27 protein-coding genes and 1 pseudogene are annotated in these 26,271 nt (G+C 42.8%); 12 read left to right on the forward strand and 16 right to left on the reverse strand.

What is annotated here, in order from left to right; genetic code table 11:
* Nucleotides 1–88: 88 nt before the first annotated feature.
* Genes cyoE through L4C39_RS11545 form a run of 4 tightly spaced genes read right to left on the reverse strand, consistent with a single transcriptional unit; the run spans nt 89 to nt 3,543 of the window.
* A complete protein-coding gene (gene cyoE / locus L4C39_RS11530) occupies nt 89–991 on the reverse strand; it encodes a heme o synthase (RefSeq protein ID WP_429746010.1) in 903 nt (300 codons plus the stop codon).
* On the reverse strand, nt 984–2,003 hold the full coding sequence (locus L4C39_RS11535; RefSeq protein WP_429746012.1) for a COX15/CtaA family protein: 1,020 nt from the start codon (nt 2,001–2,003) through the stop codon (nt 984–986). Before L4C39_RS11535 ends, cyoE begins: the two co-directional genes overlap by 8 nt.
* 59 nt (nt 2,004–2,062) lie before the next feature.
* Entirely contained in the window at nt 2,063–2,611 is a 549-nt protein-coding gene (locus L4C39_RS11540; protein WP_171755492.1) for a hypothetical protein, read from the reverse strand.
* Entirely contained in the window at nt 2,608–3,543 is a 936-nt protein-coding gene (locus L4C39_RS11545; RefSeq protein WP_371711707.1) for an SURF1 family protein, read from the reverse strand. Before L4C39_RS11545 ends, L4C39_RS11540 begins: the two co-directional genes overlap by 4 nt.
* Between L4C39_RS11545 and L4C39_RS11550 the strand changes: the two genes are divergently transcribed.
* Entirely contained in the window at nt 3,488–3,721 is a 234-nt protein-coding gene (locus L4C39_RS11550) for a DUF2909 domain-containing protein (protein WP_429746014.1), read from the forward strand. The genes L4C39_RS11545 and L4C39_RS11550 overlap by 56 nt on opposite strands.
* Before the next feature lies 1 nt (nt 3,722).
* Here L4C39_RS11550 and L4C39_RS11555 read toward each other — a convergent pair whose 3' ends face one another.
* The 4 genes and pseudogenes from L4C39_RS11555 to coxB all read right to left on the reverse strand — a co-directional run.
* Nucleotides 3,723–4,604, reverse strand: coding sequence for a cytochrome c oxidase subunit 3 (locus L4C39_RS11555; RefSeq protein WP_017052953.1), 882 nt, complete (start codon nt 4,602–4,604; stop codon nt 3,723–3,725).
* Nucleotides 4,601–5,299 (reverse strand): cytochrome c oxidase assembly protein, encoded by a 699-nt coding sequence (locus tag L4C39_RS11560; protein ID WP_429746016.1) that lies wholly within the window; start codon nt 5,297–5,299, stop codon nt 4,601–4,603. Before L4C39_RS11560 ends, L4C39_RS11555 begins: the two co-directional genes overlap by 4 nt.
* Nucleotides 5,300–5,308: 9 nt before the next feature.
* Nucleotides 5,309–6,955 (reverse strand): cytochrome c oxidase subunit I, encoded by a 1,647-nt coding sequence (gene ctaD, locus L4C39_RS11565; protein ID WP_429746018.1) that lies wholly within the window; start codon nt 6,953–6,955, stop codon nt 5,309–5,311.
* A pseudogene (coxB, locus tag L4C39_RS11570) lies at nt 6,952–8,031 on the reverse strand (cytochrome c oxidase subunit II); the annotation flags it as partial. The gene ctaD and the pseudogene coxB, both read right to left, overlap by 4 nt.
* Before the next feature lie 360 nt (nt 8,032–8,391).
* Here coxB and L4C39_RS11575 point away from each other — a divergent pair.
* Entirely contained in the window at nt 8,392–10,101 is a 1,710-nt protein-coding gene (locus L4C39_RS11575; protein WP_429746020.1) for a phospho-sugar mutase, read from the forward strand.
* Between the two features lie 93 nt (nt 10,102–10,194).
* Here the strand turns inward: L4C39_RS11575 and L4C39_RS11580 are convergent, their stop codons facing one another.
* Nucleotides 10,195–10,833 carry a LysE family translocator gene (locus tag L4C39_RS11580; protein WP_017052958.1) on the reverse strand — a complete coding sequence of 213 codons (639 nt, stop codon included), beginning with the start codon at nt 10,831–10,833 and terminating at the stop codon, nt 10,195–10,197.
* 230 nt (nt 10,834–11,063) lie between these two features.
* On the opposite strand from L4C39_RS11580, the gene L4C39_RS11585 reads away from it, so the two are divergent.
* From L4C39_RS11585 to L4C39_RS11595, 3 genes are all read left to right on the forward strand, one after another.
* Nucleotides 11,064–11,897 carry an AraC family transcriptional regulator gene (locus tag L4C39_RS11585; protein ID WP_429746022.1) on the forward strand — a complete coding sequence of 278 codons (834 nt, stop codon included), beginning with the start codon at nt 11,064–11,066 and terminating at the stop codon, nt 11,895–11,897.
* 69 nt (nt 11,898–11,966) lie between these two features.
* A complete protein-coding gene (locus L4C39_RS11590) occupies nt 11,967–12,692 on the forward strand; it encodes an AzlC family ABC transporter permease (RefSeq protein WP_429746024.1) in 726 nt (241 codons plus the stop codon).
* Complete coding sequence (locus L4C39_RS11595) at nt 12,686–13,003, forward strand: AzlD domain-containing protein (protein WP_136995111.1); 318 nt, start codon at nt 12,686–12,688, stop codon at nt 13,001–13,003. The genes L4C39_RS11590 and L4C39_RS11595 overlap by 7 nt, the downstream gene beginning before the upstream one ends.
* 74 nt (nt 13,004–13,077) lie before the next feature.
* Here the strand turns inward: L4C39_RS11595 and L4C39_RS11600 are convergent, their stop codons facing one another.
* The gene (locus L4C39_RS11600) at nt 13,078–13,692 is read right to left on the reverse strand and encodes a fumarylacetoacetate hydrolase family protein (protein WP_017052962.1); all 615 of its coding nucleotides are present in this window, start codon (nt 13,690–13,692) and stop codon (nt 13,078–13,080) included.
* Between the two features lie 271 nt (nt 13,693–13,963).
* On the opposite strand from L4C39_RS11600, the gene L4C39_RS11605 reads away from it, so the two are divergent.
* On the forward strand, nt 13,964–14,503 hold the full coding sequence (locus tag L4C39_RS11605) for a protein disulfide oxidoreductase (RefSeq protein WP_171755500.1): 540 nt from the start codon (nt 13,964–13,966) through the stop codon (nt 14,501–14,503).
* Between the two features lie 82 nt (nt 14,504–14,585).
* Here the strand turns inward: L4C39_RS11605 and L4C39_RS11610 are convergent, their stop codons facing one another.
* Entirely contained in the window at nt 14,586–15,584 is a 999-nt protein-coding gene (locus L4C39_RS11610) for a succinylglutamate desuccinylase/aspartoacylase family protein (RefSeq protein WP_113798394.1), read from the reverse strand.
* A 255-nt stretch (nt 15,585–15,839) separates the two neighbouring features.
* Here L4C39_RS11610 and L4C39_RS11615 point away from each other — a divergent pair, with 255 nt between their 5' ends.
* Together L4C39_RS11615 and L4C39_RS11620 are read left to right on the forward strand one after the other, a co-directional pair.
* A complete protein-coding gene (locus tag L4C39_RS11615; protein WP_029203412.1) occupies nt 15,840–16,739 on the forward strand; it encodes a DMT family transporter in 900 nt (299 codons plus the stop codon).
* A 63-nt stretch (nt 16,740–16,802) separates the two neighbouring features.
* The gene (locus L4C39_RS11620) at nt 16,803–17,420 is read left to right on the forward strand and encodes a glutaredoxin domain-containing protein (protein WP_017052966.1); all 618 of its coding nucleotides are present in this window, start codon (nt 16,803–16,805) and stop codon (nt 17,418–17,420) included.
* Nucleotides 17,421–17,539: 119 nt separating this feature from the next.
* On the opposite strand, the gene L4C39_RS11625 is transcribed toward L4C39_RS11620, so the two are convergent.
* Together L4C39_RS11625 and L4C39_RS11630 are read right to left on the reverse strand one after the other, a co-directional pair.
* Entirely contained in the window at nt 17,540–17,674 is a 135-nt protein-coding gene (locus L4C39_RS11625) for a hypothetical protein (protein WP_017052967.1), read from the reverse strand.
* A gap of 187 nt (nt 17,675–17,861) precedes the next feature.
* Nucleotides 17,862–18,212, reverse strand: coding sequence for a hypothetical protein (locus L4C39_RS11630; protein WP_017052968.1), 351 nt, complete (start codon nt 18,210–18,212; stop codon nt 17,862–17,864).
* A 325-nt stretch (nt 18,213–18,537) separates the two neighbouring features.
* On the opposite strand from L4C39_RS11630, the gene L4C39_RS11635 reads away from it, so the two are divergent.
* Complete coding sequence (locus L4C39_RS11635) at nt 18,538–20,367, forward strand: putative bifunctional diguanylate cyclase/phosphodiesterase (protein WP_261889929.1); 1,830 nt, start codon at nt 18,538–18,540, stop codon at nt 20,365–20,367.
* A gap of 108 nt (nt 20,368–20,475) precedes the next feature.
* Here L4C39_RS11635 and shyA read toward each other — a convergent pair whose 3' ends face one another.
* From shyA to L4C39_RS11650, 3 genes are all read right to left on the reverse strand, one after another.
* Nucleotides 20,476–21,804, reverse strand: coding sequence for a peptidoglycan DD-endopeptidase ShyA (gene shyA / locus L4C39_RS11640; protein WP_017052970.1), 1,329 nt, complete (start codon nt 21,802–21,804; stop codon nt 20,476–20,478).
* Between the two features lie 158 nt (nt 21,805–21,962).
* Complete coding sequence (locus L4C39_RS11645) at nt 21,963–22,262, reverse strand: isoamylase early set domain-containing protein (protein ID WP_017052971.1); 300 nt, start codon at nt 22,260–22,262, stop codon at nt 21,963–21,965.
* 132 nt (nt 22,263–22,394) lie between these two features.
* Entirely contained in the window at nt 22,395–23,024 is a 630-nt protein-coding gene (locus L4C39_RS11650; RefSeq protein WP_017052972.1) for a hypothetical protein, read from the reverse strand.
* A gap of 107 nt (nt 23,025–23,131) precedes the next feature.
* Between L4C39_RS11650 and L4C39_RS11655 the strand changes: the two genes are divergently transcribed.
* The 3 genes from L4C39_RS11655 to L4C39_RS11665 all read left to right on the forward strand — a co-directional run bounded on the left by L4C39_RS11655 (nt 23,132) and on the right by L4C39_RS11665 (nt 25,944).
* The gene (locus L4C39_RS11655; RefSeq protein ID WP_017052973.1) at nt 23,132–23,533 is read left to right on the forward strand and encodes a GFA family protein; all 402 of its coding nucleotides are present in this window, start codon (nt 23,132–23,134) and stop codon (nt 23,531–23,533) included.
* A gap of 146 nt (nt 23,534–23,679) precedes the next feature.
* A complete protein-coding gene (locus L4C39_RS11660; RefSeq protein ID WP_017052974.1) occupies nt 23,680–24,426 on the forward strand; it encodes a YoaK family protein in 747 nt (248 codons plus the stop codon).
* 147 nt (nt 24,427–24,573) lie between these two features.
* Entirely contained in the window at nt 24,574–25,944 is a 1,371-nt protein-coding gene (locus tag L4C39_RS11665) for a YjiH family protein (RefSeq protein WP_017052975.1), read from the forward strand.
* Nucleotides 25,945–26,271 lie beyond the last annotated feature (327 nt).

The following is a 26,271-nucleotide window of genomic DNA, read 5'->3' on the forward strand; positions in this document are numbered from 1 at the left end:
TTTTAACTATAGCTCCCTATTTCAAACACTCAGGCTCAAACACCAGTTTATTCCTATCCAAGATGTTCCATGTCGCAAATCGACACCATTACGACAAATAGTGGTCTAGAAGCAAGGCGACAAACAACAGCATCAAGTGGTAAATAGAAAATTTGAATGTGTCGATGGCAGACTTATCATTCGCTCTAAATTTCAACTGCCATGCATGGTAGATAAATGCGCCACTCAAGAGAGACGAACTCGCAAAGTAAATAAAGCCACTCATCCCAACAAGCACAGGAAGAACACATACTAGCGCCAGCAAAATGGTATACAACAATATTGATGTTTTGGTGTATTCAACCCCATGAGTCACAGGAAGCATAGGTATATCAGCTTTGGCGTAATCCTCTTTTCTGTGAATCGCCAACGCCCAAAAGTGCGGAGGTGTCCAAATGAATATAATCATGACCAACAACCAAGCGTGAGAGTGCAGTTCATTCGTAACCGCCGTCCAACCTAGCAAGGGAGGCATTGCTCCGGCGATCCCCGCAATGACAATATTTTGTGGTGTGGCTCGCTTTAGATACATGGTGTACACCACTGCATATCCAAGCAAACTTGCAAAGGTGAGCCAAGCCGTCAGTACATTCACGCCAGCAAATAGGATCGCGAAGCCAAGGCAGCCAATTCCCAATGCAAAAAAGAACACCTTCCCGACGCCGAGATCCCCTGATGGTAATGGGCGCTTATGTGTTCGCGCCATAATGGCATCAATACGGCGATCAATCAGGTGATTAAAAGCCGCCGCAGAGCCCGCCATTAGCCCGATCCCTAACAACCCTAAAATCGTCTCTTTAAGCGGCAAACTCCCCGGAACAGCAAGGCACATCCCCACCAGTGCAGTTAACAACATAAGAGCGACGACTTTCGGTTTGGTTAGGGTCAAGTAGAGCTTCCAACTCGATTTTTCGGCCATATTACCTGTGGCTAACATCACTGATTTATTCATTTGAAATACTCCCTGACAAATCCACCACCGAATGCGGCTTCCAAAGCAAATAGTTGATACTTACGACACCGACTAATAACAATGCAGCCACGATGTTATGTGCGACAGCAATGGGTAAAGGTAAATGAAGCACGACATTACTTATCCCTAATGCGAGTTGTAATGCCAAAACCAAACCGAGTCGGCGGCCTGCTAGGTTCAAAACAGAATCAGACTGACTGGCCAGTTTAAAAGCCAAAGTAAACACAACGAGTGCAGTGATCATCGCGCCGATACGGTGAGTGATATGAATCGTCATCCTTGCTGAATAGTCGAGAACACCATATTCGTAGCTTTCAAAACCAGGTTGATAGAGCTGGAACGCGCGCTCAAAATTCAATAATTCTGGCCAATTTCCTTCACAAATAGGCAGAGAGCTACACATAAGAGCGGCGTAATTAGATGAGGTCCAGCCTCCGAGCATGATTTGAAGAATAACCACAATAAGCGCGACGATTGCGATTGGGCGCAGTGCTGGGTTCACATTATAGTGATCGATCAAGCGCTCTCTTTTTCGCAGTCGACAATAAAGAAGAGTAAGAAGACTGAAAAGAGCGAAGCCCCCTAACAGATGCCCCATCACCACAATTGGCATGAGTTTCATCGTCACCGTCCACATTCCCAGCAGCGCCTGAAATATGACAACACCACACAGCATCATTGGCAAACTAGGTGGAATCTCTTTGCTACGAATAGATAGAAATGCGATGGCAAAAATAACCAGCCCTAATGTGCCAGCGAAATAGCGATGGATCATTTCAAGCCAAGCTTTGTGAGAGTCGACAACTTCATTAGGGTACAAATTTTTAGCATCAAGCAGCTGAGATTCACTTGATGGTGCACCTATTTGTCCATAACAACCGGGCCAATCAGGGCAACCTAATCCGGCATCCGATAACCGCGTATATGCCCCCAACATGATCACAACCGCAGTCAGTATCAGGCTAAATTTCACTAACACAATCAACTTCATGTTCTTACTCCTTGAACACTCACCATTGAATCTTGCTACGTCTCAACTTTAGGTTGTCACTACCCAACTCGAGAAAGCTTCAATAGTTTCCTTAAATCCGCAAGCAGTCCTTTACTTTGAGAAGCAAGCGCCTCTTCAGACTCCGCTTTCGGGTATCGCATCACCAACTGACCAAGTGGATCAACAATCATATAATCAAAGGCTTTCGCTGTAGCGTCTAGTGCTTGTCCCACTTTAACCACTTGGAAATCCGATAGTGCAGAAACTCGATCGAAGTCCTCATCAGAGCGCACATAAAACACAGGAACTACTCGCTCTTTATACTTTCCAAGAGCGGTATGGCTTTGAGTCAGAAGATGGATTTGACGTTGGCAAAATAGATCACAACGTGCAGGCACGACATATCCCAAATGCCAAGCTTGGGACTCAAACGGATTATCGATTCCCAGAGAAACCAAAGAGGTAGCAGGCTCAATCAACACCCCTTGATTTGTTACTCCTGACTGATACCAATGATTATCCAGCACCGTTTTTGCCATAATGGCGGGTAAGGTAAATACAAACACTAGCCCAATCAGCATTAATCGACCTCTTAGCTTCGTACTCATTTACCCCTCCTTGGGTTAAGCATTTTTATCCATAACCAAATACATAAACTTAAAAACACAGCCGCCATAACAAACCACTGAACCGCATAACCAAAATGTTTCTGCGATGTCATGGGGAGTGGTTTCCATGGTTGAGGATAAGCCCACGATTTCGCATCTAACGGTTGAATTGGTTGGATAATCAATTTAATTAGGTCTAATTCAGTATATGCACTCAATTGTGAAAAACTCCAATTTTGAATGCGATAAGGAAATGTATCTTCAAGATAAAGCTGATCACTTAATGGATTGATTGATGGGGAATACAGCCTACCCTCAAGCGTTTTTATCGTATCTGGCAACACCCGAACCGAAGGAAGTTTATCTCGCGATGATGTGCCGGCGATAAAACCTAATTCAATAGCAATCCACTTTCCATTTAACGAGGCATCCTTTGATTGGATCTGAGCAAGTTGATACCCCAAGTACCCCACTCTGTTTTGATACGTTTGATTATCAAGTAGGAAAACTTGATCACTATTGGGGATCACCGTTACCACCACTTTTGTACCAACTATATTTTTCGCATCTGAACGCTTATGTATGTCTAAATCGTTTCTTGCAGCTAATTCATTTGCTGTACTTAACTCATTTCTTGTACCTAAATCGCGTCTTGTGCCTAAAAAAGTGGTGCCATCATCCGAAACGAGAATAGATTCCAAAGGCACGTAATCTCGGTTAGCGCGATCAGCAATTGCTCTTTCAAGCTGTTGTTTTTCTTCCCCACGAGATTGCTGCCATAAACCCAATTTGACCAATACAGTAAATACGACCACAGTTATTAGCAGTGCCAACCAAAAATAATAAGATTCAGCTAGACGTTTATTAGGAGAAGCTATGTTGCTCCCACTGCTGTTTAAAATTGCTTTAGTGCTACTGTTATTCTTCATCATATTTAATCTTATGCGTGCCCTACTTCATATTTCAAAAACACCACTTGAATCGAGCTCTCAAAAGAAACCAGTTAGCCATTTTTTAGGCCGTCGAGTTTTCTTTTCCGCCTTGGTGGTCGTGCTCCTTTTAATTGCATTTCTGTCCGGGTGGATCGAGCCCAACCCCCGCCCTTATTAGGTTACAAGACATAAACAAAAACAAACAAACCTAACCAAACCACATCAACAAAGTGCCAGTACCAACTTCCGGCTTGAAAGGCAAAATGATCGTGAGGGGTAAAGTGATCAAAGGCGACCCTCGCCAGCAATACGATCAAGAAAGTCGTTCCCAGAAAAACATGGAGACCATGAAAACCCGTGAGCATAAAAAAGGTATTACCATAAATTCCAGACTGAAGCGTTAAGCCCATCTCTTGGTAAGCATGTACGTATTCAACCACTTGAAAATAGAGGAAAAAAGCAGCTAGCACGATCGTCAGCTCTAACCATACAATCAGAGCCATACGCTTATTCTTCTCTAAACTGATATGCGCCAAGTGCAAGGTAACCGAAGAGAGTAATAGCAATATGGTGTTTTTAAGTGGGATCCCTTGCCAAGACATCGCCTCCGTTTGTTCACCACTTGGCGTTTGAGTCAAAGGCCAAATAGCTTCAAATGAAGGCCACAATACTTCATGTGTCATCGCGTTATTATCAGCGCCACCGAGCCAAGGTATGGATAGCATCCGAGCGTAAAAAAGAGCGCCAAAAAATGCACCAAAGAACATGACTTCAGAAAAAATAAACCAACTCATCCCCTGACGAAATGAGCGAGATATTTGCTCAGAATAGAGACCTGATAATGATTCGGAAATGACATTACTGAACCACCCAGCGAGCATATAGAGCAACACCCCAAAGCCAATGAACAGCACTATTTTTCCGCCAATACCACTTGAATCAGTATCAAGGCTTTGCACCGTTAGACCAGCCCCGACAGCGACCAAGAACAGAGCAATCGCACCAACAATCGGCCAGTGACTCTGGGCAGGAACGTAATAAGTTTGATGTTTTGAACTCATGGTGAGACTCCTTGAGCAGCGCGGCTGCCGATATTACTCAGCTCAATTTGGGCAGGTAATGATAGCTTTGCCAACTCGCTGGCATCACGCGTATCTGTGCTCTCTTTATTTGCATCGACATTGTTACTTTCTAAATCTAAATTTTCTTTCGTGGTGATGTTGAAAAGGGTGTATGACAAGGTCAATGTGTGGATTGAATCGGGAATATCCGGTTCAATGTAAAATATCAATGGCATCTCAGCTTGCGCATTCGCTTCTAACGGTTGTTGATTAAAGCAAAAACACTCTATTTTATTAAAATAACTGGCCCCAAGGCCCGGAGATACAGACGGTACAGCCTGTCCAACTAAAGGAGAATGTGATTGATTTGATGCCAAATATGCAGTTTGAATGACTTGCCCCGGGTGAACATCAATCACTCGACTTTGCGGAACAAACGTCCATGGCATGTCTGGTGAGATATGCGCCATCAGTTCGACTCGTATGGTTCGAGAAACGTCAGGTTGCATCCCTTGAGGTTGAATAGCTGAAACGGTATTGGTCTTTCCGTTGATACCGAAAACGTCACACATCACGTCGTACAAAGGGACAAGTGCGAAACCAAAGCCAAACATTCCAATCACGCTTGCACACAGAATCACAACCAACTTTCGGTTAGACTGCTTAAGGTTTGAAATGTCACTCTTCTTCTCCATCACATCACCTTAATCATCAATTTTCGGAGGTGTGGTAAAGGTATGATGAGGCGCGGGACTCGGCACCGTCCACTCTAACCCTTCAGCCCTACCCCAAGGTTTTGCGCTCGCTTTTTCACCGCCCCGAGTGCATTTGATCACTAACCATAAGAAGATCAATTGAGATAAACCAAATGCAAAACCACCGATTGAGACGACCTGATTAATATCGGCAAACTGAATCGCATAGTCAGGGATCCGCCTTGGCATTCCAGCCAAACCAAGAAAATGCATTGGGAAGAACAGTACGTTCACAGAGATCACTGAACACCAAAAATGCCACAAACTTAATCTTTGGTCATACATATTCCCTGTCCATTTAGGCAGCCAGTAATATGCGGCTGCCATGATGGAGAATACCGCCCCCGTCACCAGCACATAATGGAAATGAGCCACCACAAAATAGGTGTCATGATATTGGAAATCCGCAGGCACAATGGCCAGCATCAGTCCTGAAAATCCACCAATGGTAAAGAGCACAATAAACGCAATAGCAAACAACATCGGAGTTTCAAACGTCAGAGCACCTCGCCACATTGTCGCCACCCAATTGAACACTTTTACTCCGGTGGGCACTGCAATTAACATGGTGCAATACATGAAAAAGAGTTCGGCAAAAACGGGCATTCCAGTGGTAAACATATGATGCGCCCAAACTAAGAAAGAGAGCAGTGCAATACTGCAAGTGGCATACACCATCGAGTGATACCCAAACAAACGCTTACCGCTAAAGGCTGGTACTATCGCTGAAATAATCCCAAAAGATGGCAAAATCATGATGTAAACTTCGGGGTGACCAAAGAACCAGAATATATGCTGAAACATCACCGGATCCCCACCACCAGCAGCATCAAAGAAGCTGGTTCCAAAATATTTATCGGTGAGAACCATGGTGACCGCCCCGGCTAAAACAGGCATCACCGCAATCAAAAGAAACGCAGTAATCAGCCAAGTCCAAACGAACATTGGCATTTTCATCAGTGTCATCCCCGGCGCTCGCATATTGAATATGGTGACGATGACATTAATTGCCCCCATGATTGAGCTTATTCCCATGATATGAACGGAAAATACAAATAAAGCGGTACTGTCAGGGCCGTAAGTTGTCGACAGCGGCGCATAAAATGTCCAACCGAAATTAGGTCCACCACCTTCTGTAAATAGGGAAGCAATCAAGATCAGAAAGGCAAAAGGTAAGATCCAAAAACTCAAATTATTCATTCTTGGTAACGCCATATCCGGCGCACCAATCATCATCGGAATCATCCAATTCGCTAACCCAGTAAAGGCTGGCATTACGGCACCGAACACCATGATAAGCCCGTGAACCGTGGTCATTTGGTTGAAAAAATCCGGCTCAATCAGCTGCAAACCCGGTTGGAATAGCTCCGCTCGGATCACCATCGCCATGGCTCCACCTGTCAAAAACATAATGAAGCTGAACCATAAATAGAGAGTGCCGATGTCTTTATGATTAGTAGAGTAAACCCATCGCGCTATACCACTTGGAGCGTGATGCTCGGAATGATCATCACTCGTGTTTCCACTCGCAGAATGGTTCAACTCATCATCAACAGCGGCAGATTGTTTCTGTTTCGACTCTATTGACGTTTTCATAAATCACCCTTCGCTGTCTGCTGTTTAAACGAATTCACATCCGAAGCTTGAACCAAATCACCGGTATCATTTCCCCATGCATTACGTTGGTAAGTCACGACGGCTGCGATCTCTTCTTCCGTTAACTGATTTACAAACGCCTGCATAGCGGTACCACTTCGACCGTTCACAATCACATCGATATGGGCAGATCGATCTCCCGTTGCAACAGCGCTGCCTTTAATCGCTGGAAAAGCGCCAGGAATACCCGCGCCCGAAACTTGGTGGCAGACGGAACATCGGGCCAAGTAGACCGCTTCGCCTGTCGCCATTAACTTCTCCATTGAAAGGGATTGGTCTAAAGCACTTAAGGCCGCCTGTTTTGCCTTAACTAATGCCTCTTTTTTCTCTGCCAACCATGCTTCATAGTTATCCTCTTCCATTGCATGCACCACAATCGGCATAAACCCATGAGCTCGTCCACACAGTTCGGCACACTGGCCTCGGTACACGCCTGGCTTATCTATTTTTGTCCATGCTTCGTTGATAAAGCCCGGGATCGTATCCTTTTTGACGGCAAAGTCAGGGACCCACCATGAGTGAATAACATCATCAGAAGTCAGTAAAAATCGGATTTTACGGTTAATAGGCACAACAAGTGGGTTATCGACTTCGAGTAAGTAGTGCGCTCCTTTCTCCTCTACGCCTTCAATCTGCTTTGAACTGGTCGCCAACAAACTAAAAAATTCGACATCTTGTCCAAAATAGCTGTAATGCCACTTCCACTGTGATCCCGTGATCTTAATCGTCAAATCTGACTGCGACGTATCTTCCATCGCGATCAATGTTTTGGTTGCAGGGATCGCCATTGCGATAAGAATGATGATGGGAATAACGGTCCAGAGAATTTCGACCTTAGTGCTTTCATGAAAATGCGCAGCAACCGCACCTTTTGACTTTCGGTGATGAAATATTGAATAGAACATCACACCAAAAACAATCAAAGCGATCGCACAACAGATATAAAAAATCAGCATATGTAAGTCATAGACTTTGCCACTAATGTCAGTGACCCCTTTCGTCATATTCAATGAAGAATCACCTGAAAATGCGAGCGCGGAGTGAGACCCAATAAAGATAAGGACTAGTCGCTTTGCTATCATCAATAGTTCTTTCAAAGGCCCCTCCTGGGTCATCTCTCGCCATAGTTGGTCGATGCCGATCATCCGTGCAATCTGTTTCCTAGTAACATGACTAAAAATCAATTTGTTATATTTATGTTAATAAAGGCTAGTTAGAGATCTATAATTGTTCAAGGGACAGAATATAAAACTCATCCAGTAAATGAGAATCGATAACAAATCTAGGTTTAGCGATTGCGCTCAACCAATTGATAATGAATATCGTTTACATTAAGCTTATTAATGATGATTAAGAACAAGTACAGGGTTCAGACTATGATGCAAGCAATCACTCACTGGTTAGAAAGAGATCCAGATCCTAAAACTCGCGAAGAACTTCAATACCTCATCGATACGCACGAACACGACGAACTAGAGAATCGCTTCCACTCTAGACTTCAGTTTGGAACCGCAGGATTAAGGGGAATGGTCGGGGCTGGCCCCAACAGGATGAATCGCTTAGTGATCCAAGAAACGGCGACAGGTCTTGGCCATTACCTTATTGATCACACCAATGACACTTGCAAGCGCGGGGTTGTCATTGGCTATGATGGGCGAACCGATTCCAAGCAGTTTGCTCACGATACCGCCAGCGTATTAACCTCTCTCGGAATTAAGGTCTACCTAACCAGTAAAGTGGCCGCCACACCGATTGTCGCTTATGGCATTGAACACTTTAATGCCGCCGCGGCTGTGGTCGTTACAGCAAGCCACAATCCTCCTGAATACAACGGGTTTAAAGTTTACTGGGAAAACGGGGCTCAAATCATTCCTCCTCATGATTCAGGGATCGCCGCAGAGATCGACATTGCTGCGACAAAACCTATTCCGCAAATGTCACTAAGTGACGCCCATGCAAAAGGCTTACTCGTTTGGCTAGAGGATAATTACTACCAAAGCTATCGCGAAACCATGAATTCTAACGAGTTGCTCTCTAATCATACTGACCCGCTCTCGATTTCTGTTGCGTATACGGCAATGCATGGCGTAGGCGCTGAAATGGCGGAAACTCTACTGCATGATGCAGGGTTTAAAAAGGTCCTCAGCGTGTCAGAACAACGGGAACCCGATGGCACATTCCCAACCGTGAACTTCCCTAACCCTGAAGAAGCAGGAGCCATGGACATGGTAATTGCCCTAGCGGATTCAGTGGATGCTGAACTCGCCTGTGCTAATGATCCTGACGCCGATCGTTTCGCCCTCGCGGTTCGAACGCCTGAGGGAGATTATAAAATGTTAACAGGCGATCAGGTTGGGATTCTATTTGGTGAGTATCTGCTCCGCCATACTGACGCCACCAAGCAACTGGTAGGGAATACCATTGTATCGTCAAGACTGCTGCAAAAAATAGCTCAGGACAAAGGCGCTGAATATTTCCAAACTCTAACGGGTTTCAAATGGCTCACCAATGTCGCCATGCAAAGACAGAGTGAAGAGAAACAGTTCCTTTTTGCTTATGAGGAGGCGCTAGGCTACACAGTTGGCAGCAAGGTATGGGACAAAGATGGTCTTTCTGCCTTGGTCGCTTTCGCGCAACTCGCAGCTGAGCTATACAGCCAAGGGAAAACGATATGGGATCAACTTGAAAGTATCTATCGTCAACATGGTGTCTATGTGAATGCTCAGCGCAGCATTGCTCTTGAGCCAAACTCTCCATCAATGGGAGATAAATTACGCGAGACTCCACCAAAAGAGATCGCGGGCTTTAAAGTACTGATCACTGAAGATCTTAAAGCATCATTGAGATTTACGGCAGATGGAAAGACAGAAGAGATCAACCTACCCGCGAGTGATGTACTCATTTACCACTTAGACAATGACGCGCGGATCATTGTGCGCCCATCAGGAACAGAGCCAAAATTGAAGTGCTATTACGAAGTCATCGAGCAGTTTAAAGAAGGCGATGACTATCAGTTTGTACAAGAGAAAGCCAATAATGCAATGGCGCAGTTGATCGCCCTACACCAATCAAGCCTTAGCATTTAAATAGGTACAAAAAAGCCAGCAATCCAATGCTGGCTTTCACATTTCTTTTCCAATAATCACTCAAAGCTTGAAAATAATGTCGAATCTAACGACTTACAACGATGTCACGAATGAGCTCAATAACCAGATGCCGAGGAAGACAAAAATCGCGCCCATGAATTTATTCTGATAAGTGCGGAATTGAACATTATTTACCAACGTTTTTCCCAGAGTTCCCACTAACGCGACAATAATAAAGTTGAACAACAAGCCCAAAACATTAAGCAGTAAACCTAATGCCAGCATTTGTTCACCAGAAGAAGCGGCAATGTTCGTTGATACAAATTGAGGCAAGAACATAACAAAGAACAGTAACGCTTTTGGGTTTAGCAAGTTACTGACAAGAGCACGCTGATAGTAAGTCGTCGCCATTTTTGATGTTTGATCTAGTTCAGGAGCAACATCAGCTTGAGCACGAACGTTATCCCATCCCATTTTCAGCAAGTACGCACCGCCAAGAAGGGTTAAACCTTTCAATGCAATTGGGCTCATTGCGATAAGTGCTGAAACCCCTAACGATGCGAGTAAGGTTAAAATAATCCCCGATGTCGCATTTCCCAAACTTGCAAAAACGCCCACTTTACGGCCGTAACTGATACTTGAGCTTGCAATCAAAAGCATGTCTGGCCCAGGCAGCAGTAGCAACGCAACGACAGCGGTTAAATAAACCGGAAGAATTGAAATATCTATCATTATTATATTTTGCCTTATAAATTCAGCGGCGAATTTTATACCAACATAAGGACCATTACCATGACTGATAGACTGCAAATCAAGTAAATGGCGATAGATTAAAATAGAAGCACATCAGGCAGCGATATTTTTAACAGTTCAAGAACATAGCATGCGCAATTTTGTACAAAATTCTTCCTGTTAATTGCGTTACACTGATAAAACTCATTCAAGTCTCAAATGGAACTCATGTGGCTCAGGCGAAAACCAAAAAAGAGATTGCTCACTACCAAGTAGCGGAAGAGCTCGGTGGGCTGGAAATTTTGGATGCTCAATACGAGAAACAAAACTTCTCTCGTCACAGCCATGAGGGTTACACAGTAGGTGTCATTGAGAGAGGAGCTCAGAGTTTTTATCGAACTGGAGGCAATCATATTGCACCACAAGATAGCATCATCTTAATTAATGCAGATGAGGTGCATAGTGGCCACTCAGCAACAGAAGGTGGATGGGCATATAAAGCCATGTATCCTCTTCCTCAGCAGTTAGAAGAGATTAGCCGAGAGCTGAATCAAGCCCATGCTGGTGCTCCATATTTTCCCGAACCTGTCGTCTATGATCCAGAACTTGCCAACCAGTTTAGACTCGTATTCAACACCCTCGAACACTCAGATAATCGCTTATTAAGAGAAACCTTAATTTATGCTTCCCTCGTTAAATTGATGGGGAAGCATGGTAAGTCTAGGCATTCAATAAACCATGAAGGTAAGGCACAAAAGCCACTTTTGCTGATCAAAGAGTTTCTCGATGATTTTCCGCAAGCGGATGTATCTCTTAGTGATCTCTCACAACTAAGTGGCCTTAGCCCATACCACTTAGTCCGATCATTCCAAAAAACGTTTGGTTTGCCTCCACACGCGTATCAAATTCAGTCTCGATTACGCATGGCTAGAAAGCTAATGAAGCAAGGGCTCTCGTTATCTGATACGGCGCAAGAGACAGGGTTTCACGATCAAAGCCATTTGCATCGACACTTTAAAAAAGCCATGGGAATAACCCCGGGGCAATATCTAAAGCTCTATTGAGCAATTTTATACAATCACCATCATTTCAACAGTGGCTAAATAAATAGACCGAATACTCATTGAAGAAAAATGATGCATACAAAGACAATGACCGACACCATGACAGATTCTAACACTCGACTTTTTTTACAGGGCATGGTTGCCATGATCCCATTAAGCATTGCCGTCTTACCGTGGGGGTTATTAGCAGGATCATTTGCGATTGATATTGGATTACACCCTTTAGAAGGGCAAGCGCTGTCAGCCATTCTATTTGCTGGCTCGGCACAATTGGTCGCAATGGGCATGATTAAGGCTGGCGCGGGGTTAACGACGATGCTGTTGACCACCTTCTTCATTACTTCACGCCACTTTCTTTATAGCGTGTCGATGCGAAGTAAAATCAGTCCTCTTCCCTTGCGGTGGCGGTTATCACTAGGTTTTCTATTAACCGACGAGCTATTTGCGGTATGCGGACACCAGACAGATAAACAGTTTAACCGTTGGTATGCCCTTGGCGCAGGGTTGAGTTTCTATCTGTTTTGGAACCTTGCCACTTTTGCTGGTATTGTCGCAGGAAGCTACATTCCGGCACTGAATGAACTCGGGTTAGAGTTTGCGGTTGCCGCAACGTTCATCGCAATCGTGATCCCGACCATCAAGAACATCCCCATATTAGTCTCTGTACTAGGTGCACTCGTGCTATCCGTTGGCCTCACTTATTGGCAAATTGAAGGCAGTCTCATGTTCGCAAGTGTGGGTGGAATGCTGCTCGGTTATCTAACGGAAAAATATTGGGGGGAACAGTCATGGTAATCCTCTCTATTTTCGCAATGACCGCTTTAGTCTTTCTTAGCCGGTATCTATTTTTAGAGCCCAAATTACCATTAAGACTCAACGCGCAAGCGCAAAAGTTGCTCAGTTATTCAAGCCCTGCGGTTCTGACTGCGATTTGGGGGCCAATTGTATTTATGCCCGACAGCACCTTGTCCCTTTCCGTTCAGAACCCTTATTTATGGGGCGCTGTGATTGCGGTTTTTATTGCATGGAAGACGAAAAATGTTCTCCTCACAACAATAGTGAGCATGCTGCTGTTCTTAGTGCTTAACGTATTCATACTAAACTAGCTTTCGTTTAGCACTGGTTCCGTTATCTATTACAAGTAGACTTAAATGAAATGGCAACTAAGCAACTAAAAGCTTTACTTTGCTTGCCATTCAATTTCTATCAGCGTTTTGTCTCCACTCTTTAAACGCCCAAGAAAAACGTCTCCAGCATGAACTTCTCCAACGCCTTTGGGGGTACCGCTCATGATGATGTCGCCATCGTAAAGTGTCGTGTAGGTTTCAAGCTCAGCTAAAATAGCGAGTGGTGGATAGAGCATCTGTTCGACTTGCCCGCACTGTACGCGAACACAATTAATATAGAGTTCGATCTGCAATGTTTTCACATCAATGTGATCAAGGCTAATAAAACGACTCATCACCGCCGAGCCATCAAATGCTTTGGCCCTTTCCCAAGGTAAACCTTTGTTTTTGAGATAAGACTGCAAATTACGCTTGGTCAGATCAAGACCAATTCCTACCGCTGATAATCGCCCCTGTTCAACAAGAAAGCAGATTTCAGCCTCGTAATGTAATGGCTCTTGATGGAACGAAGAGAGCGTCGACGTTACGCAGTTATTAGGCTTATTGAACACGACCATCTGTTCTGGTATCGGATTATTTAACTCTTTAATGTGATCGACATAGTTTCGCCCAATGCACACTATTTTAGTGGGTATAATTTCCCTTTCTCCGACTCGAACCGCGTTCATGTCCCTTTCCTTGGTTTAAATATGAGCGCAGAGTCTAACCTATCATTCCAGGTGGAGATAAGAATCACGCTGACTTTTCTATCAAAAATCAGATCTCTAGCTCAACTATTCTGAACTAAACCGCCCTTAAATTCCTAACTTTGAATGTGCAGAGCCCTGCTCGAATGAGAGCACACTACGCAAATATGCCGAGGCAATAACATCGATATGAAAGAAAAACGCTAGAATACAGGTCAATATAGATGGAAGTGAATTTAATGGAGTTGAAAAAATGAAAATAGATAAAAGCAAACACGATTCAGAACCAGATAAGAAACCCAAGAAAATCAAAAAATGGGCAAAAGAGCTGATCTCTATTCTGTTGATTGTCAGCCTATTTTCGTTCGCATTAGATTACTACTACAGTGCCAACATGCCATCAGGATCGGCTCCGCACATTGTTGGAACAGGGCTAAATGGTGAAATCTTAGATGTTAACGAACTCAGTAAAAATCAACCCGTTGTGGTTTATTTTTGGGCGACTTGGTGTGGCGCATGCAGCCTTGTGAGCCCAACGATCGAACGTTTTTCGCAAGATAACCCTGTCGTCAGCGTTGCTCTCTCGTCTGGAGATGACGCTCAGATCCGCCAATACATGCAAGAAAATGAGTATCAATTCTCTGTTTTAAATGATGTCACTGGCACACAGAGTCAGAATTGGGGAGTACGAGTCACTCCCACCGTTGTGATTATTCGAGATGGCGAAATTAAAAATATTACCACCGGTGTTTTGTCACCGATGGGACTGTGGTTTCGAGTTTTTATGAGCTAAAGCCAATCCCGGCTCAAGTTCACGAGAAGCATATTTACCAGAAGCATGTTCACCAAAAGCAAGCTCTCCAGAATATAGATAGTTACGATAACAACCGCACCACTAGCCCACCCGGTTCGCGCATCGCATCAGTATTATGACTCAACACGACACCGTGTGATGGTGAAAGGTATCGCATCGATTCTTGCCCAAACGCATCATACTGAATAGCCAATAGTTGATCTGGTTTTACCTCATCCAGAAGAGCAACCTGCGGAATAATAAACCCTCCGCTTTCCGCTCTGACTGTTACAATTTTACTCCCTTCCACGCATTCTCTGCTTGGTGGTTTCACCGTGCCGGTAATCATTTGATAGTGACTCAAAACATTGATTACGCCATCGACCGCACGCTGAATCATATCAAGTTGGGTCACTTTCCCCATCCCCACTTCAACCGTGATACTTGGGATCCCATTACGGTTCCACACAGTTTCCAAGATGCCCGGGTCTCCAGGATCATCTAATATGCAGTCAGGATCCATCAATCTCGCCATTTCCACCGCCGTAGGCAATCGAAAATCAGCGAACGCATACAATGGGTAAATCGCTCCACTGGTTTGAGTATGGAGATCAATCGCGAACGTAGCATTGGGTTTCAATAGCTTTTCCCATAAATTAGCCAAGAAACGTTCTGCTGTTGAACCGTCGTGGTTACCCGGAAAAAAACGATTCAAGTTAACGGAAGAAGCATCTGGTGCCGAAGTAATAAAATCTCGACTATGATTCAGCATTCCCGTTAAATTGACCGTAGGGACAATCGTCACACACCCAAAAACAGATTTTCCAACCAATTTTCGTGCCACTTGCTGAGCGGCCAAAACGCCATTGAGTTCATCGCCATGGATACCAGCAGTGATCATTAATAGAGGTCCAGACTGCGTCCCTTTAAACACTCTCACAGGAAGCAACTGTTGCTGAGCAATGCCACAAGTTGAAGCCTGAAACCAAAGTTGGTGTTCACCACAAGGTAAATCACCAACATCTAATGATTGGACGACTCGATGACCTTGTATCACGTCATCAAGAAATTGAGTTGTCATTTATTCATTTCTCCCACAGATTGCTGGTTTCTATACTTACTGAGATCATGTTGTCCAAAGCTTGCCACCATATATTTAACACCAGAGTAATCACAGCAATCATCAATCGCTACCTATTTTTCACTTTCCTCGTGTTTATTGGGGGATATCTCTTTCCTTCAGATTTTTTTAACAACATCATCAAAAGGATATGATTGGCTTAGCCCGCGATAAAACGTATGATTTACTAACATCTTTTAACAAATTCTCTTTTAAATGACCCAATCAAATCATCACCCAATCCAAGGGGCAAGTTGGATGCTCACAGCAGGCTTAGCTTTCGCCATTGTGAATAGCCTTGCACAAGTCGCCAGTATTAAGTTTGGTCTCCCTTCCACAACTGTCGCACTTGTACAATATGCGATAGCTTTAGTCGTGATCTTGCCTTACTTAAGAACATTAGGGATCCGTCAATCTCTCAGAACCAACCGCCTTGGTATGCACCTTTTACGTGTTTTCCTTTCCGTTATTGGGATTCAACTGTGGTTGTGGGCGCTCGCGTACCCTGTACCCATTTGGCAAGGTATCGCATTGCTAATGACATCCCCTTTGTTTGCAACGATCGGCTCTGGTCTATTTCTAAAAGAGAAAGTAGGAACGGCACGCTGGGGAGCCACGCTGACAGGCTTTATCGGTGCTATGATTATTTTGGAACCATGGGGGGATACCTTTAACTGGGCGACATTACTCCCTGTTGGCGCGGCTTTTTTCTGGGCATGCTATTCATTAATGGTGAAGCGATTATCTTCCGATGACTCACCGTCAACCATGGTGGTCTATCTTCTTGTTTTAATCACACCATTCAATATTCTGCTCGCTCTTCCTGATTTTAATATGCCAACAGGTGGGACAATCTGGCTTGTATTACTTGCTGCTGGTGCGATGACAGCTTTGGCTCAATGGGCAATTGTTAAGGCTTATGCAGTTGCTGATGCTTCGTTTGTACAACCTTTTGACCATGCAAAGCTTCCTCTTAATGTATTAGCTGGCTGGATGGTATTTGGCTGGGTTCCACCTGGAAGACTGTGGCTTGGAGCGTTCATCATTATCGCGTCTGTTGCTTTTATCACTCATTGGGAAACAAAAAAGCCTTCTAAACAAAAAATAAAAATTTAATTTGAAATAAAAAGCTCGTTCATTAGTTCTTATTATTAAACGGAATCATGAAAGGAAGTGCCGATGTCAAACCCAATAAAAATCACGCTATACCGCTGGGGTGGAAGCTGGGGGCCATTTAAAGTCAATATCCCTTGTGGCGAATGCACTTTGACCAAAGATATTTTAAAAGATACCTTTGAGAATGAATTAGCGGATGTTCCAGTAGAGTTGGAAGTGAAAGATTGGCTTTCTTACTGGTGGGAGCCCTTAAAATTGGGCGCTTGGCATGCTCCAATTCTTGTCGTTGAAGGTAAAGTGATCAGTCAAGGGGAAGCTCTGAATCGAGGTGTTTTGGTTCAGTCGGTAATCAAAGAGTGGACCACACGAGACTCGCTTAAAGGAAGCATTGTCTATGGCAAAGCGACATGTCCATACTGTGTTAAAGCAAAACAGATGTTGGACGATGCAGGCATCCAGTATCAATACCATGATGTTGTCAAAGAGAGCGCCGCACTTTACCGCATGATTCCAGAAGTAAAAGCCATCATTGGCGAAAAAACACCGGTAACGGTTCCACAAATCTGGATGAATGGTAAATATATCGGTGGCGCAGACAACCTTGAAGCTTGGATTGGTGAGAATGGTCTCGATTCCATACCAGATAACGTCGTCGATTTGGCAAAGCAATCGGCAAGCTAATCATCGGAAAATTAGTCTCGACAGACATCAATTACAAACTGCTAATTTTCTTTCATTACTTAAAATGAAAAAGCCCCAGACATGACTGCCTGGGGCTTAAAATATATGCTAAAGCTTAATTACTTAGACATCTTCTTCATCATTTTTTTGATGAAAGATGTTTTCTTTGCTTTAGTCTTGCCATAAAGCGCTTGGTGCATCATGTCTTGAGCGATCATTTGACCAAGATAAGCACCGCCTAATTCGTTACCCATGTTATCTCTCCACATCAATATAGTTTTGTAATTAACTTTCTTTATGTGGCGATTTTACATTAAACAGAACCAAAAACAAGACTTGCATCACGTTTTATTGTAATTAACTTTCATGATGAGTATTTAATAAAAATCAGTCGTATTTGACTCATCTATTTTCTTTTACTGTTCGAGGTTTATTCTCTTATTAGCTGCGCTTAGGTTGCTTATAGGTTTTACCTGCGGCTTGATACGTGTCTTTTTGCTTCAATTCAAACATTGATTCAAAGAACCAAGCCGCAAATTTGACAACGTCGTCTCCCGCATTCATTACGTGTTCAACAAACTCTTCTTCTTCACCTGCATCATTTTCTTGTAACGTTACGTGATAAACTCGCTTCTCACCTTCAACGTCGGCTAGCGCAAATTGACCCACTAGCGATTTTGCAGCTTCAGCAATTTCTTCATCTTCACAAGCAATTAATACCTCAAGCGCCTTTGGTAAATCGTCTTGCGCACATACGTTTTTAACTAAAACTTCAAATTCATTCTGTTGCATTTCACTTTCCTGATTATAGGATTCTCAATTGAGCGCATTGTATCAGTGAGCTTCTAACACGTCACCGCTTAAAAACATTGGTTAAATGCCTTTCGCTATTGCTTTCTATTACTCTCATCAACTCAGATGATAAAAAGCATAGTGTTCATTCCACGACATAAAACAAAGAGTGTAGGCCAAACCTCTGTCCCCCTAACCTAGTGGAGGAAACCACAATAAAAGTTAGTCCAAAAGTTTGAAATTTGCGCAAACATCGTCAATAGTAATATACATGCATATAAGAATAATAATTATCAGTTGGCTCAGGTAAAGGTAAGTGATCATTATGAAAAGATCATTAGCTAATCACACTATCGATATAGAACAGATCACCTCAACATTGATGCTAGATAATGTTGAGCTTTTAGAGCAGGTCTCACTGCAACTGCACCAAAATTTCAATTCATATTGTTCATGTATTGTGGAAATCAACAAAAGCGAGAATATTGCCCATACCCTTGCTTACGCCTGTGGTGGCGAAGTCATCAATAACTTCAACTACTCCTTAGAAAATACGCCTTGCGAAACCGTGCGACAGGCAACAAATGACCACTGCCTGTATACTGAAAAAGTGTATGACCTATTCCCAGAAGATGCCTTTCTACGAGAGTGCGGTATCGAGTCATATTTGGGTGTACCTTTAAAAGCACATAACGGTGAGATCATGGGGATTTTACTTTCAACCTTTGAGGAACCATTAGATGACACCGCTCAACTTCTTTATTGTCATCACGTTTACGCCAATATTATTGTTCATACTCTCAGGGAACGCTGGCTCTCAGAGCGCTCAAACCAATTATTCAATCAACTCAGCCACGAAGTCTCGCATGACAACCTAACTGGACTTTTAAATCGAAGTTGCTTAGCAGATAAACTTGAGTTGATGACTCAACAACTAGACCAACCCTTTTCATTAGCCTTTGTTGATATAGATAATTTCAAAGCAATCAATGATTTGTACGGGAACTATATCGGAGACCAAATCATAAAATTCACCGCAAAGAATTTATTACGTTCCGTGCCTGACCCCAACCTAGTATTTCGTATTGCTGGTGACGAATTTGCTTTCATCACCTTTTCAGATTCACCTATCGAAATGAGTCAAGAATTGATTAGCTCTATCAGTCAAGGCTATACAGACTCTGCTCACCAAATCAACTTTAGTGTGAGTATCGGTATTGCCAGAACATCAAATAACCAAGTAAGTGCCGATCAACTCATACTAAATGCAAGTCTCGCGCTCAAAGATTGCAAGCAATATCGAGATACACATATCCAGTGCTACGACACCCACCTGAGCGCTCAGTATCACCGTAAAACACAGATCATCGAAGCAATGAGAAACGAACTAGAAAAGCCAATTGAGGAAAACAGCGAGATCTACGTAGTGGTCCAGCCAATTGTTAACAACAACCGGACAGAATGGAATTACTTCGAAGTGTTATGTCGTTGGGATAGTGCCGAATACGGTTCCATCTCGCCGGTAGAATTTATTGAAGCGGCGGAACAATCAGGACTCATTGTGCCATTGGGCCAAAGGATCATTGAGTTAGCTTGTCAGGCGAAGCAAATTTTAGAGCAAGGCCTAGGATACAAAGTAAAGTTCGGGATCAATTGCTCTGCAAACGAGCTTTCTGATTCCAGCCAGTATCTCTCAAATTTGCTTCACACCATCCGCAAATACCACTTCACACCGCCAGAATTCACTATCGAGCTCACTGAAACCGTCTTACTCACACAAAGTGGGGGAATTGAGCCGATTCTCAATGATATTCGTCATTCTGGGTTTACGGTTGCACTCGATGATTTTGGTACAGGCTATTCCAGTCTCAATTACATTCATAGCTACCCTATCGACTGCATTAAGATTGATGCAAGTTTCATCCGTAACATGATGACCAATAAATCCTCTGAACATGTCGTGTCACTCATCATTCAACTTGCTCGGCACCTAGACGTTGATCTTGTCGCTGAAGGGGTTGAGCATTTAGAAGCACTGAATAAACTCTATTCGATGGGGTGCCACCAAATTCAAGGGTACTATTTCTCCCGCCCAGAGCGTCCACTGACGATTATTGAGCAGTGGAAAAACTTAAATCAGATACGTCGAGCATAAAAAAGCCGATAGTGTGCAATCTCTTTGATTACATACTAACGGCTTCAATTTTATACATACTCATGCTGACTTAAAACAACCGATTCACTCAGCTTTAAATCAAAAGCATTAAGATCCGTTTTCCTGTTGTGATAAGTGATTCGCTAGCGTTGATGATCTTATCTGCTCTGCTTCTTGAGCTGCCAGTAAATTATCAAGCTCATCCGTTGTCGCTTTAAATTCGGCTATATCTTTCTTTGCCACAGAACTTGCCATTGGAATGTTCGCTTTCATTGCATCGACAGCTCGACCGCGCTCAATCAATTCATAATGCAAATGCGCACCCGTTACTCGTCCGGTTTTTCCAGAAAGGCCTATTTTTTGACCACGAGACACTTTCTGCCCTTTACGCACTAAAATTTTGCTTAAGTGCAAATATCTCGTTTTGTATGTGCTGCCATGTTTAACAACAATATAGTTACCAGCATAAGGGTGCTTGCGAGTCATGATAACTTGACCATCACCAGTAGAATATATTGGTGTCCCAACAGGTGTAGCAAAGTCCGTTCCGTTGTGAGGGCTAACGCGACCAGTAACAGGATGCAGGCGTTTGGGATTGAAGTTTGAACTTAAACGCCACTTTCGACTTGTCGGATAGCGCTGAAATGCTCTTTGTAAACTATCACCATTTTTATCGTAATATTGACCATCTTTGTGTAAATAAGCACTCAAGACGCGGCCACGATTAAAGATTTTGATCGCTTGGATCTCACGATTGCCACTTGCGATATCTCCAACAAATTGACGACGCTGCACAACTTCAAATTTATCACCAGCGCGTAAGTCTCGTGAAAAATTGATCTTATCTTTTAAAAGCCCGACAACATGATCTATCTCTATACTGCTCAGCCCCAGTTGATTCGCTGAAGCTGAAAAGCTCCCGTTAACCTCTCCGACTAGCGGTATCACTTTCCACTCTCCAGGAATGGATATGTCTTGATATTCAAAACTACCATCGTCTAACCTCTGGTAAGCCACTTTCTCTGCGATATTAAAAACCAACTCCATTTTGTCTAGTGCGCCCGTTGACTCATCTCGCCAAAAACGCAGTTGGTTCCCTGGCTTAAGGGTATCTAATGCCAAGAAGTTGAGATCTGTCTCCATCACTTTCATCATCTCTTGATAAGTAAAATCAAGCTGAGTGAAGATGCTACTGAGATTATCGCCAGGTTGAATTTCATATTCGAAATCAGGCGGAAGTGCTGCGGTGTTAGTTTCGGTAAAAAAAGAGCTAACTAATGAAGATTCAGGTAAGTTCAGCTCGATCGTCCGTTGCAGTTGATGATCAGGGAAAGAGGCGGAAAGCCCAAGAACAGCACCTAAAGGGAGACAAAAAACCAACGATTTTTTGTAAAGTGACCATTCAGAGAATCGGGAAGTAAGTATTTTTAAAGGCACAATCTAACCAATATCTTAAACTAATAAAGGAAAGAGAATATGCTTTTCTGAGCCAGAAATCATCATGGCATTGTCATCTTTACACTTAAAAAGGGCAACAATGTGCCCTTTAAAAGCTTAAAAACCCAGTACGACAAGAACTTAGAAAAAGAAATTATCTACACTTGTGTTGTTGATACCAGGCAATTATCTTCACCATATTCGTTAGGAATATAGCTATCCGCTTGCCCATCATTTACCCACTGATTTTCATTTACCAAATAACGAAACTCAAATTGGCTATCTTTCGGCAGTCGCGTTTTAAATTTGAACGTTTTTGTTTTTACTACTTTTTTCATTGGTGTCGCTTCCCAATCAAGGAAATCGGCAACAATCGCTACGGACTGAGCATCAGCGGCAGCAAGTTCAAAAGTCACTTCAACTTCATCTTTAGTCTTGAAAAAACGTTTGTTAATCATAGCAAGCTCCATTTGTTTAAAATTTATCAACGTTTATGTTTTAGTTCACAATTCTATACTTCTAATGACGATGATATGTAATTTGGCTCACATTAACAATATTGAGTTGCATATTATTCGAACACAAACCGATCATTCGCTCGCGATAATCTTCAGTTGCCCCGAAATTACGACTCGCTGTTTTTTCTCCACGGTTGGAGTATCTGCCATCGCGCTATCATCAGTTCTATCGAGATACTGAAGCTCAATAGAACCCTCTTCGATAGCCGTTAAACTCGTGATAGAAATACGATCCCCTACATAAAGGCTATCGGCTAAAACAACGCGGCTCCTTTGCGTATCAAACTTAAATAACGCCAGATAATAGAATACGCCAGAGCCTTGATTGGACACGCTCATAGGGGCTAAATAGGCGGCATAGTCTACTTGAGGAACGGGTAACACTTTACCAATATCAACTCGAACGGTTCCTCTTTCCAGACCCGAATCATAGTGGCCGTAGGCAATATATTGTTCGCTGTCCAGCTCATCAATAAACGAAAACGCACTCGTTTCTGGAACCTCTATCGTCCAAGGGTTGACTGACTTAAGATCAAAAACAGCCTTAACAACAGGATCAAAACTCACTGCACTCGAAGGATATTTCGCCAAGATCTCTTCATCGCTTAAACTAAAGCGATAGACACCACCAATGACCACGATGATCAACAAGAGGATGGGAATAAGTAAAATAAGAGGAATGGGTAAAATACGTTTCTTCATTTTGGATCCTAAATGACGGGTAATAATATGCGCTAAACTATGAATAATACCTTGAGATTCATTAAGTAACCTTACATTTATATTTGTCCGTTAGAAAGGGGATGTTTATGAGCCAAAAAATACGAACCGCAGAGTGCGAATGCGGGAATGTTACCCTCATTTGCACAGGAGAGCCCATTCGTACTTCTATTTGCCATTGTTTTGAATGTCAAAAGCGAACAGGCAGCGTATTTGGTGTGCAAGCGCGTTTTCCCGCTGAGCAAGTTTCAATTCTTGGTGAAACTTCACAATACACGCGAATAGCCAATAGTAACCATAAAGTGACTTATCAATTTTGTCCTCATTGCGGCACGACAATGCAACTCACCTTGAGCGCGTTACCGGAATCAAGTGTCATTCCATTAGGTCTATTTAAAGAACAAGATTTCCCTGAACCCAGCTTCTCAGTATATGAAGAGAGAAAACATGGCTGGGTAAAATTTGACTGCCAAATGGAACATCTTGAGTAATATGCATCTTTTTGAAACGCTCAAGAATAAACCAATCGTTTTCTTCGCTTACTTTTGAGTAAGATCAAATGGAATAGCACAATTTATTTGTGTCTCTTTACTTAGCCTCGTTATAATCCAGCCCTTGGTATACAGAGGGCAACATCGTGATTTCAAAACTTCCTCGCTGGATTGAATATGGTGCATTCTTACTTGCGGCTCTTGCAGGTACCGTCAATGCAATTGGCTTAATGGGATTCCAGCATCAATCCATCTCCCACCTTTCAGGTACTGTGACACTTTTGGGCTCAAGCCTTTACAACGCTAACGACCTAACTCTACATCTACTGTTTATCGTACTGAGCTTTATGCTTGGTGCTGCCATTAGTGGTTTCTACATTGAAAGTACCGCTTTAAAACGTGGGCGTCGTTATGGCATTGCTCTATGTACCGAAGGAGCACTACTATTTACCGCTCTGTATGTATTGGTCAATGGCTCATTAACAGGGCACTATTTTGCTTCAGCCGCTTGCGGACTACAAAATGCGATGATCACAACCTATAGTGGCGCGATTATTAGAACCACTCATATGACCGGTCTCATCACTGACCTTGGGATAATGATCGGAGAGAGATTAAAAGGTCGTCCTTTTGATCGCAGAAAGGCAACACTATTTCTTTTCATTATTGCTGGCTTTGTTTCAGGAGGAACCTTAGGAGCCGCATTATTCAAACATTTTGATTTGTATGCACTTGCTTTTCCGGCTACTTTTGCATTCATCATTGCATTTTGCTATTCCATCTTCCTGTATGTTAACAAGCTCACATCAAAACCATCGAAAAACAACACCACAAACACACTTGTAACACAAACAGAACAAATCGCTCAAAATACGAACTCTATCAATCTTTAATCTTGAATATTTAGCCAATATTCCTGCATAGTATTGCAATACTATGCAAAGCTAGGTAATCTCTCTTTCATTGAGTAAATACGGATGTTTAGTGAATATTTATGCCAAGGATTCGGCATTTGTTGACTAGTAGTAATTGAGATTATGATGATAAACGATACGCAAAATACGGAAGCACCAGTAAAAAAGAGTAATTTTTGGATGTTCTTCATCCCTTCACTAATTGGTTTGTTCCTTTTCATGGCGCCAATTAGTTATGATGGGGATCTCACCATTCCTGTTGCAGTATTAGCCAAATCAATCCAAGCCCTATTTGGTGACGCCTTAGTACCGATGATAACGATGATCATCGTTTTCATGTCTATTGCCTCTGTACTGACCAAACTGATTAAACCATCATTCATTGTTAATCATAGCTTTTTAAACGGTCTATTTAACCCTTCTCTATTATGGCTAGCAGTTAGAGTGATCGGTGGTGTTGCGGTTCTAATGACTTTTTTCCAGTTTGGTCCTGAAGCGATCTGGGAAGAGAACACTGGTGGGTTGGTTCTTGAAGGGTTGCTACCTACTCTATTTTCAGTCTTCATTTTTGCTGGTTTGCTCCTTCCACTTTTACTTAACTTTGGTCTACTAGAGCTGTTCGGTACTCTACTAAGCAAAATCATGCGTCCTGTGTTTAACCTTCCAGGTCGAAGTGCAATCGACTGTATGGCTTCTTGGTTAGGTGATGGCAGCGTTGGTATTCTTCTAACTAGTAAACAGTACGAAAACAAATTCTATACTCAACGTGAAGCGGCGGTTGTCGGTACCACATTCTCAGCGGTTTCTATTACTTTTAGCTTAGTTGTTATCGCTCAAGTAAACTTAGAGCACCTTTTCTTACCATTCTATGCGGCAATCTGCTTAGCGGGTTTCGTGGCTGCAATCATTATTCCTCGACTGCCTCCATTATCAATGAAAAAGAACACTTTCATTGATGGCTCTGTACCAGATAAAGACGCAGACGCTATTCCTGCGGGCCACACCTCTTTCTCTTGGGGATTAGAGCAAGCATTGAATAAAGCAAGTAAAGTCACTTCAGTTAAATCTGTATTCGGTGAAGGCATACGCAATGCTGCTGATATGGTATTCGGCGTACTGCCTGTGGTGATGGGTTTAGGTACGATTGCATTGGTTATCGCTGAGTACACTTCTATTTTCTCTGTACTTGGACAACCATTTATTCCCTTCTTAGAGCTGTTAGGCATTCCAGAAGCAGTTGCGGCATCTGAAACCATCGTTGTTGGTTTTGCTGATATGTTTATTCCCGCGATTCTTGCGGCGTCGATCGACAACGAAATGACTCGATTTGTCATTGCTGCAATGTCAGTAACTCAACTTATTTATATGTCTGAAGTTGGTGCCCTGCTATTAGGTAGCCGTATCCCAGTCAATATCTTTGAACTGTTCATTATCTTTATCCTGCGTACGTTGATAACCCTTCCTGTTATCGCTGGTGTAGCCCATTTCATCTTTTAAATGAAATATGGCAAGAAAAATAAATAAATAGTTAGTTAGTTAGTTAGTTAGTTAGTTAGTTAGTTAGAGCCTCGCTTAATGCGGGGCTTTTTATTATAAAAAACAAATTTATGGCCGAAAAAAACCAAATCACACCTCTAATGGCTAGTATCCGTAAAATGTTCTATAAAGACTAGTTCTCTCGAGCTATAAACACATCTAAAATTTCAATTAAGTAACTGCATATACGCATAAATATCTCAGTTAACTAGGTATTTATCGTAACAATCACATCTTATTCGAACGAAATTCACATATTAATAGTACTCCATTCAGAGGCGTAGCTCA

Origin of the sequence: Vibrio clamense, assembly GCF_050337905.1 — a bacterium.
Taxonomy (GTDB): Bacteria; Pseudomonadota; Gammaproteobacteria; order Enterobacterales; family Vibrionaceae; genus Vibrio; species Vibrio cortegadensis.

What these genes read in the sequence shown, in the direction of transcription:
- cyoE (WP_429746010.1), bottom strand. Translation starts at nt 991, where the DNA reads ATGAATAAATCAGTGATGTTAGCCACAGGTAATATGGCCGAAAAATCG.
- L4C39_RS11535 (WP_429746012.1), bottom strand. Translation starts at nt 2,003, where the DNA reads ATGAAGTTGATTGTGTTAGTGAAATTTAGCCTGATACTGACTGCGGTT.
- L4C39_RS11540 (WP_171755492.1), bottom strand. Translation starts at nt 2,611, where the DNA reads ATGAGTACGAAGCTAAGAGGTCGATTAATGCTGATTGGGCTAGTGTTT.
- L4C39_RS11550 (WP_429746014.1), top strand. Translation starts at nt 3,488, where the DNA reads ATGTTGCTCCCACTGCTGTTTAAAATTGCTTTAGTGCTACTGTTATTC.
- L4C39_RS11545 (WP_371711707.1), bottom strand. Translation starts at nt 3,543, where the DNA reads ATGATGAAGAATAACAGTAGCACTAAAGCAATTTTAAACAGCAGTGGG.
- L4C39_RS11555 (WP_017052953.1), bottom strand. Translation starts at nt 4,604, where the DNA reads ATGAGTTCAAAACATCAAACTTATTACGTTCCTGCCCAGAGTCACTGG.
- L4C39_RS11560 (WP_429746016.1), bottom strand. Translation starts at nt 5,299, where the DNA reads ATGGAGAAGAAGAGTGACATTTCAAACCTTAAGCAGTCTAACCGAAAG.
- ctaD (WP_429746018.1), bottom strand. Translation starts at nt 6,955, where the DNA reads ATGAAAACGTCAATAGAGTCGAAACAGAAACAATCTGCCGCTGTTGAT.
- L4C39_RS11575 (WP_429746020.1), top strand. Translation starts at nt 8,392, where the DNA reads ATGATGCAAGCAATCACTCACTGGTTAGAAAGAGATCCAGATCCTAAA.
- L4C39_RS11580 (WP_017052958.1), bottom strand. Translation starts at nt 10,833, where the DNA reads ATGATAGATATTTCAATTCTTCCGGTTTATTTAACCGCTGTCGTTGCG.
- L4C39_RS11590 (WP_429746024.1), top strand. Translation starts at nt 11,967, where the DNA reads ATGATGCATACAAAGACAATGACCGACACCATGACAGATTCTAACACT.
- L4C39_RS11595 (WP_136995111.1), top strand. Translation starts at nt 12,686, where the DNA reads ATGGTAATCCTCTCTATTTTCGCAATGACCGCTTTAGTCTTTCTTAGC.
- L4C39_RS11600 (WP_017052962.1), bottom strand. Translation starts at nt 13,692, where the DNA reads ATGAACGCGGTTCGAGTCGGAGAAAGGGAAATTATACCCACTAAAATA.
- L4C39_RS11605 (WP_171755500.1), top strand. Translation starts at nt 13,964, where the DNA reads ATGAAAATAGATAAAAGCAAACACGATTCAGAACCAGATAAGAAACCC.
- L4C39_RS11610 (WP_113798394.1), bottom strand. Translation starts at nt 15,584, where the DNA reads ATGACAACTCAATTTCTTGATGACGTGATACAAGGTCATCGAGTCGTC.
- L4C39_RS11615 (WP_029203412.1), top strand. Translation starts at nt 15,840, where the DNA reads ATGACCCAATCAAATCATCACCCAATCCAAGGGGCAAGTTGGATGCTC.
- L4C39_RS11620 (WP_017052966.1), top strand. Translation starts at nt 16,803, where the DNA reads ATGTCAAACCCAATAAAAATCACGCTATACCGCTGGGGTGGAAGCTGG.
- L4C39_RS11625 (WP_017052967.1), bottom strand. Translation starts at nt 17,674, where the DNA reads ATGGGTAACGAATTAGGCGGTGCTTATCTTGGTCAAATGATCGCTCAA.
- L4C39_RS11630 (WP_017052968.1), bottom strand. Translation starts at nt 18,212, where the DNA reads ATGCAACAGAATGAATTTGAAGTTTTAGTTAAAAACGTATGTGCGCAA.
- L4C39_RS11635 (WP_261889929.1), top strand. Translation starts at nt 18,538, where the DNA reads ATGAAAAGATCATTAGCTAATCACACTATCGATATAGAACAGATCACC.
- L4C39_RS11645 (WP_017052971.1), bottom strand. Translation starts at nt 22,262, where the DNA reads ATGATTAACAAACGTTTTTTCAAGACTAAAGATGAAGTTGAAGTGACT.
- L4C39_RS11650 (WP_017052972.1), bottom strand. Translation starts at nt 23,024, where the DNA reads ATGAAGAAACGTATTTTACCCATTCCTCTTATTTTACTTATTCCCATC.
- L4C39_RS11655 (WP_017052973.1), top strand. Translation starts at nt 23,132, where the DNA reads ATGAGCCAAAAAATACGAACCGCAGAGTGCGAATGCGGGAATGTTACC.
- L4C39_RS11665 (WP_017052975.1), top strand. Translation starts at nt 24,574, where the DNA reads ATGATAAACGATACGCAAAATACGGAAGCACCAGTAAAAAAGAGTAAT.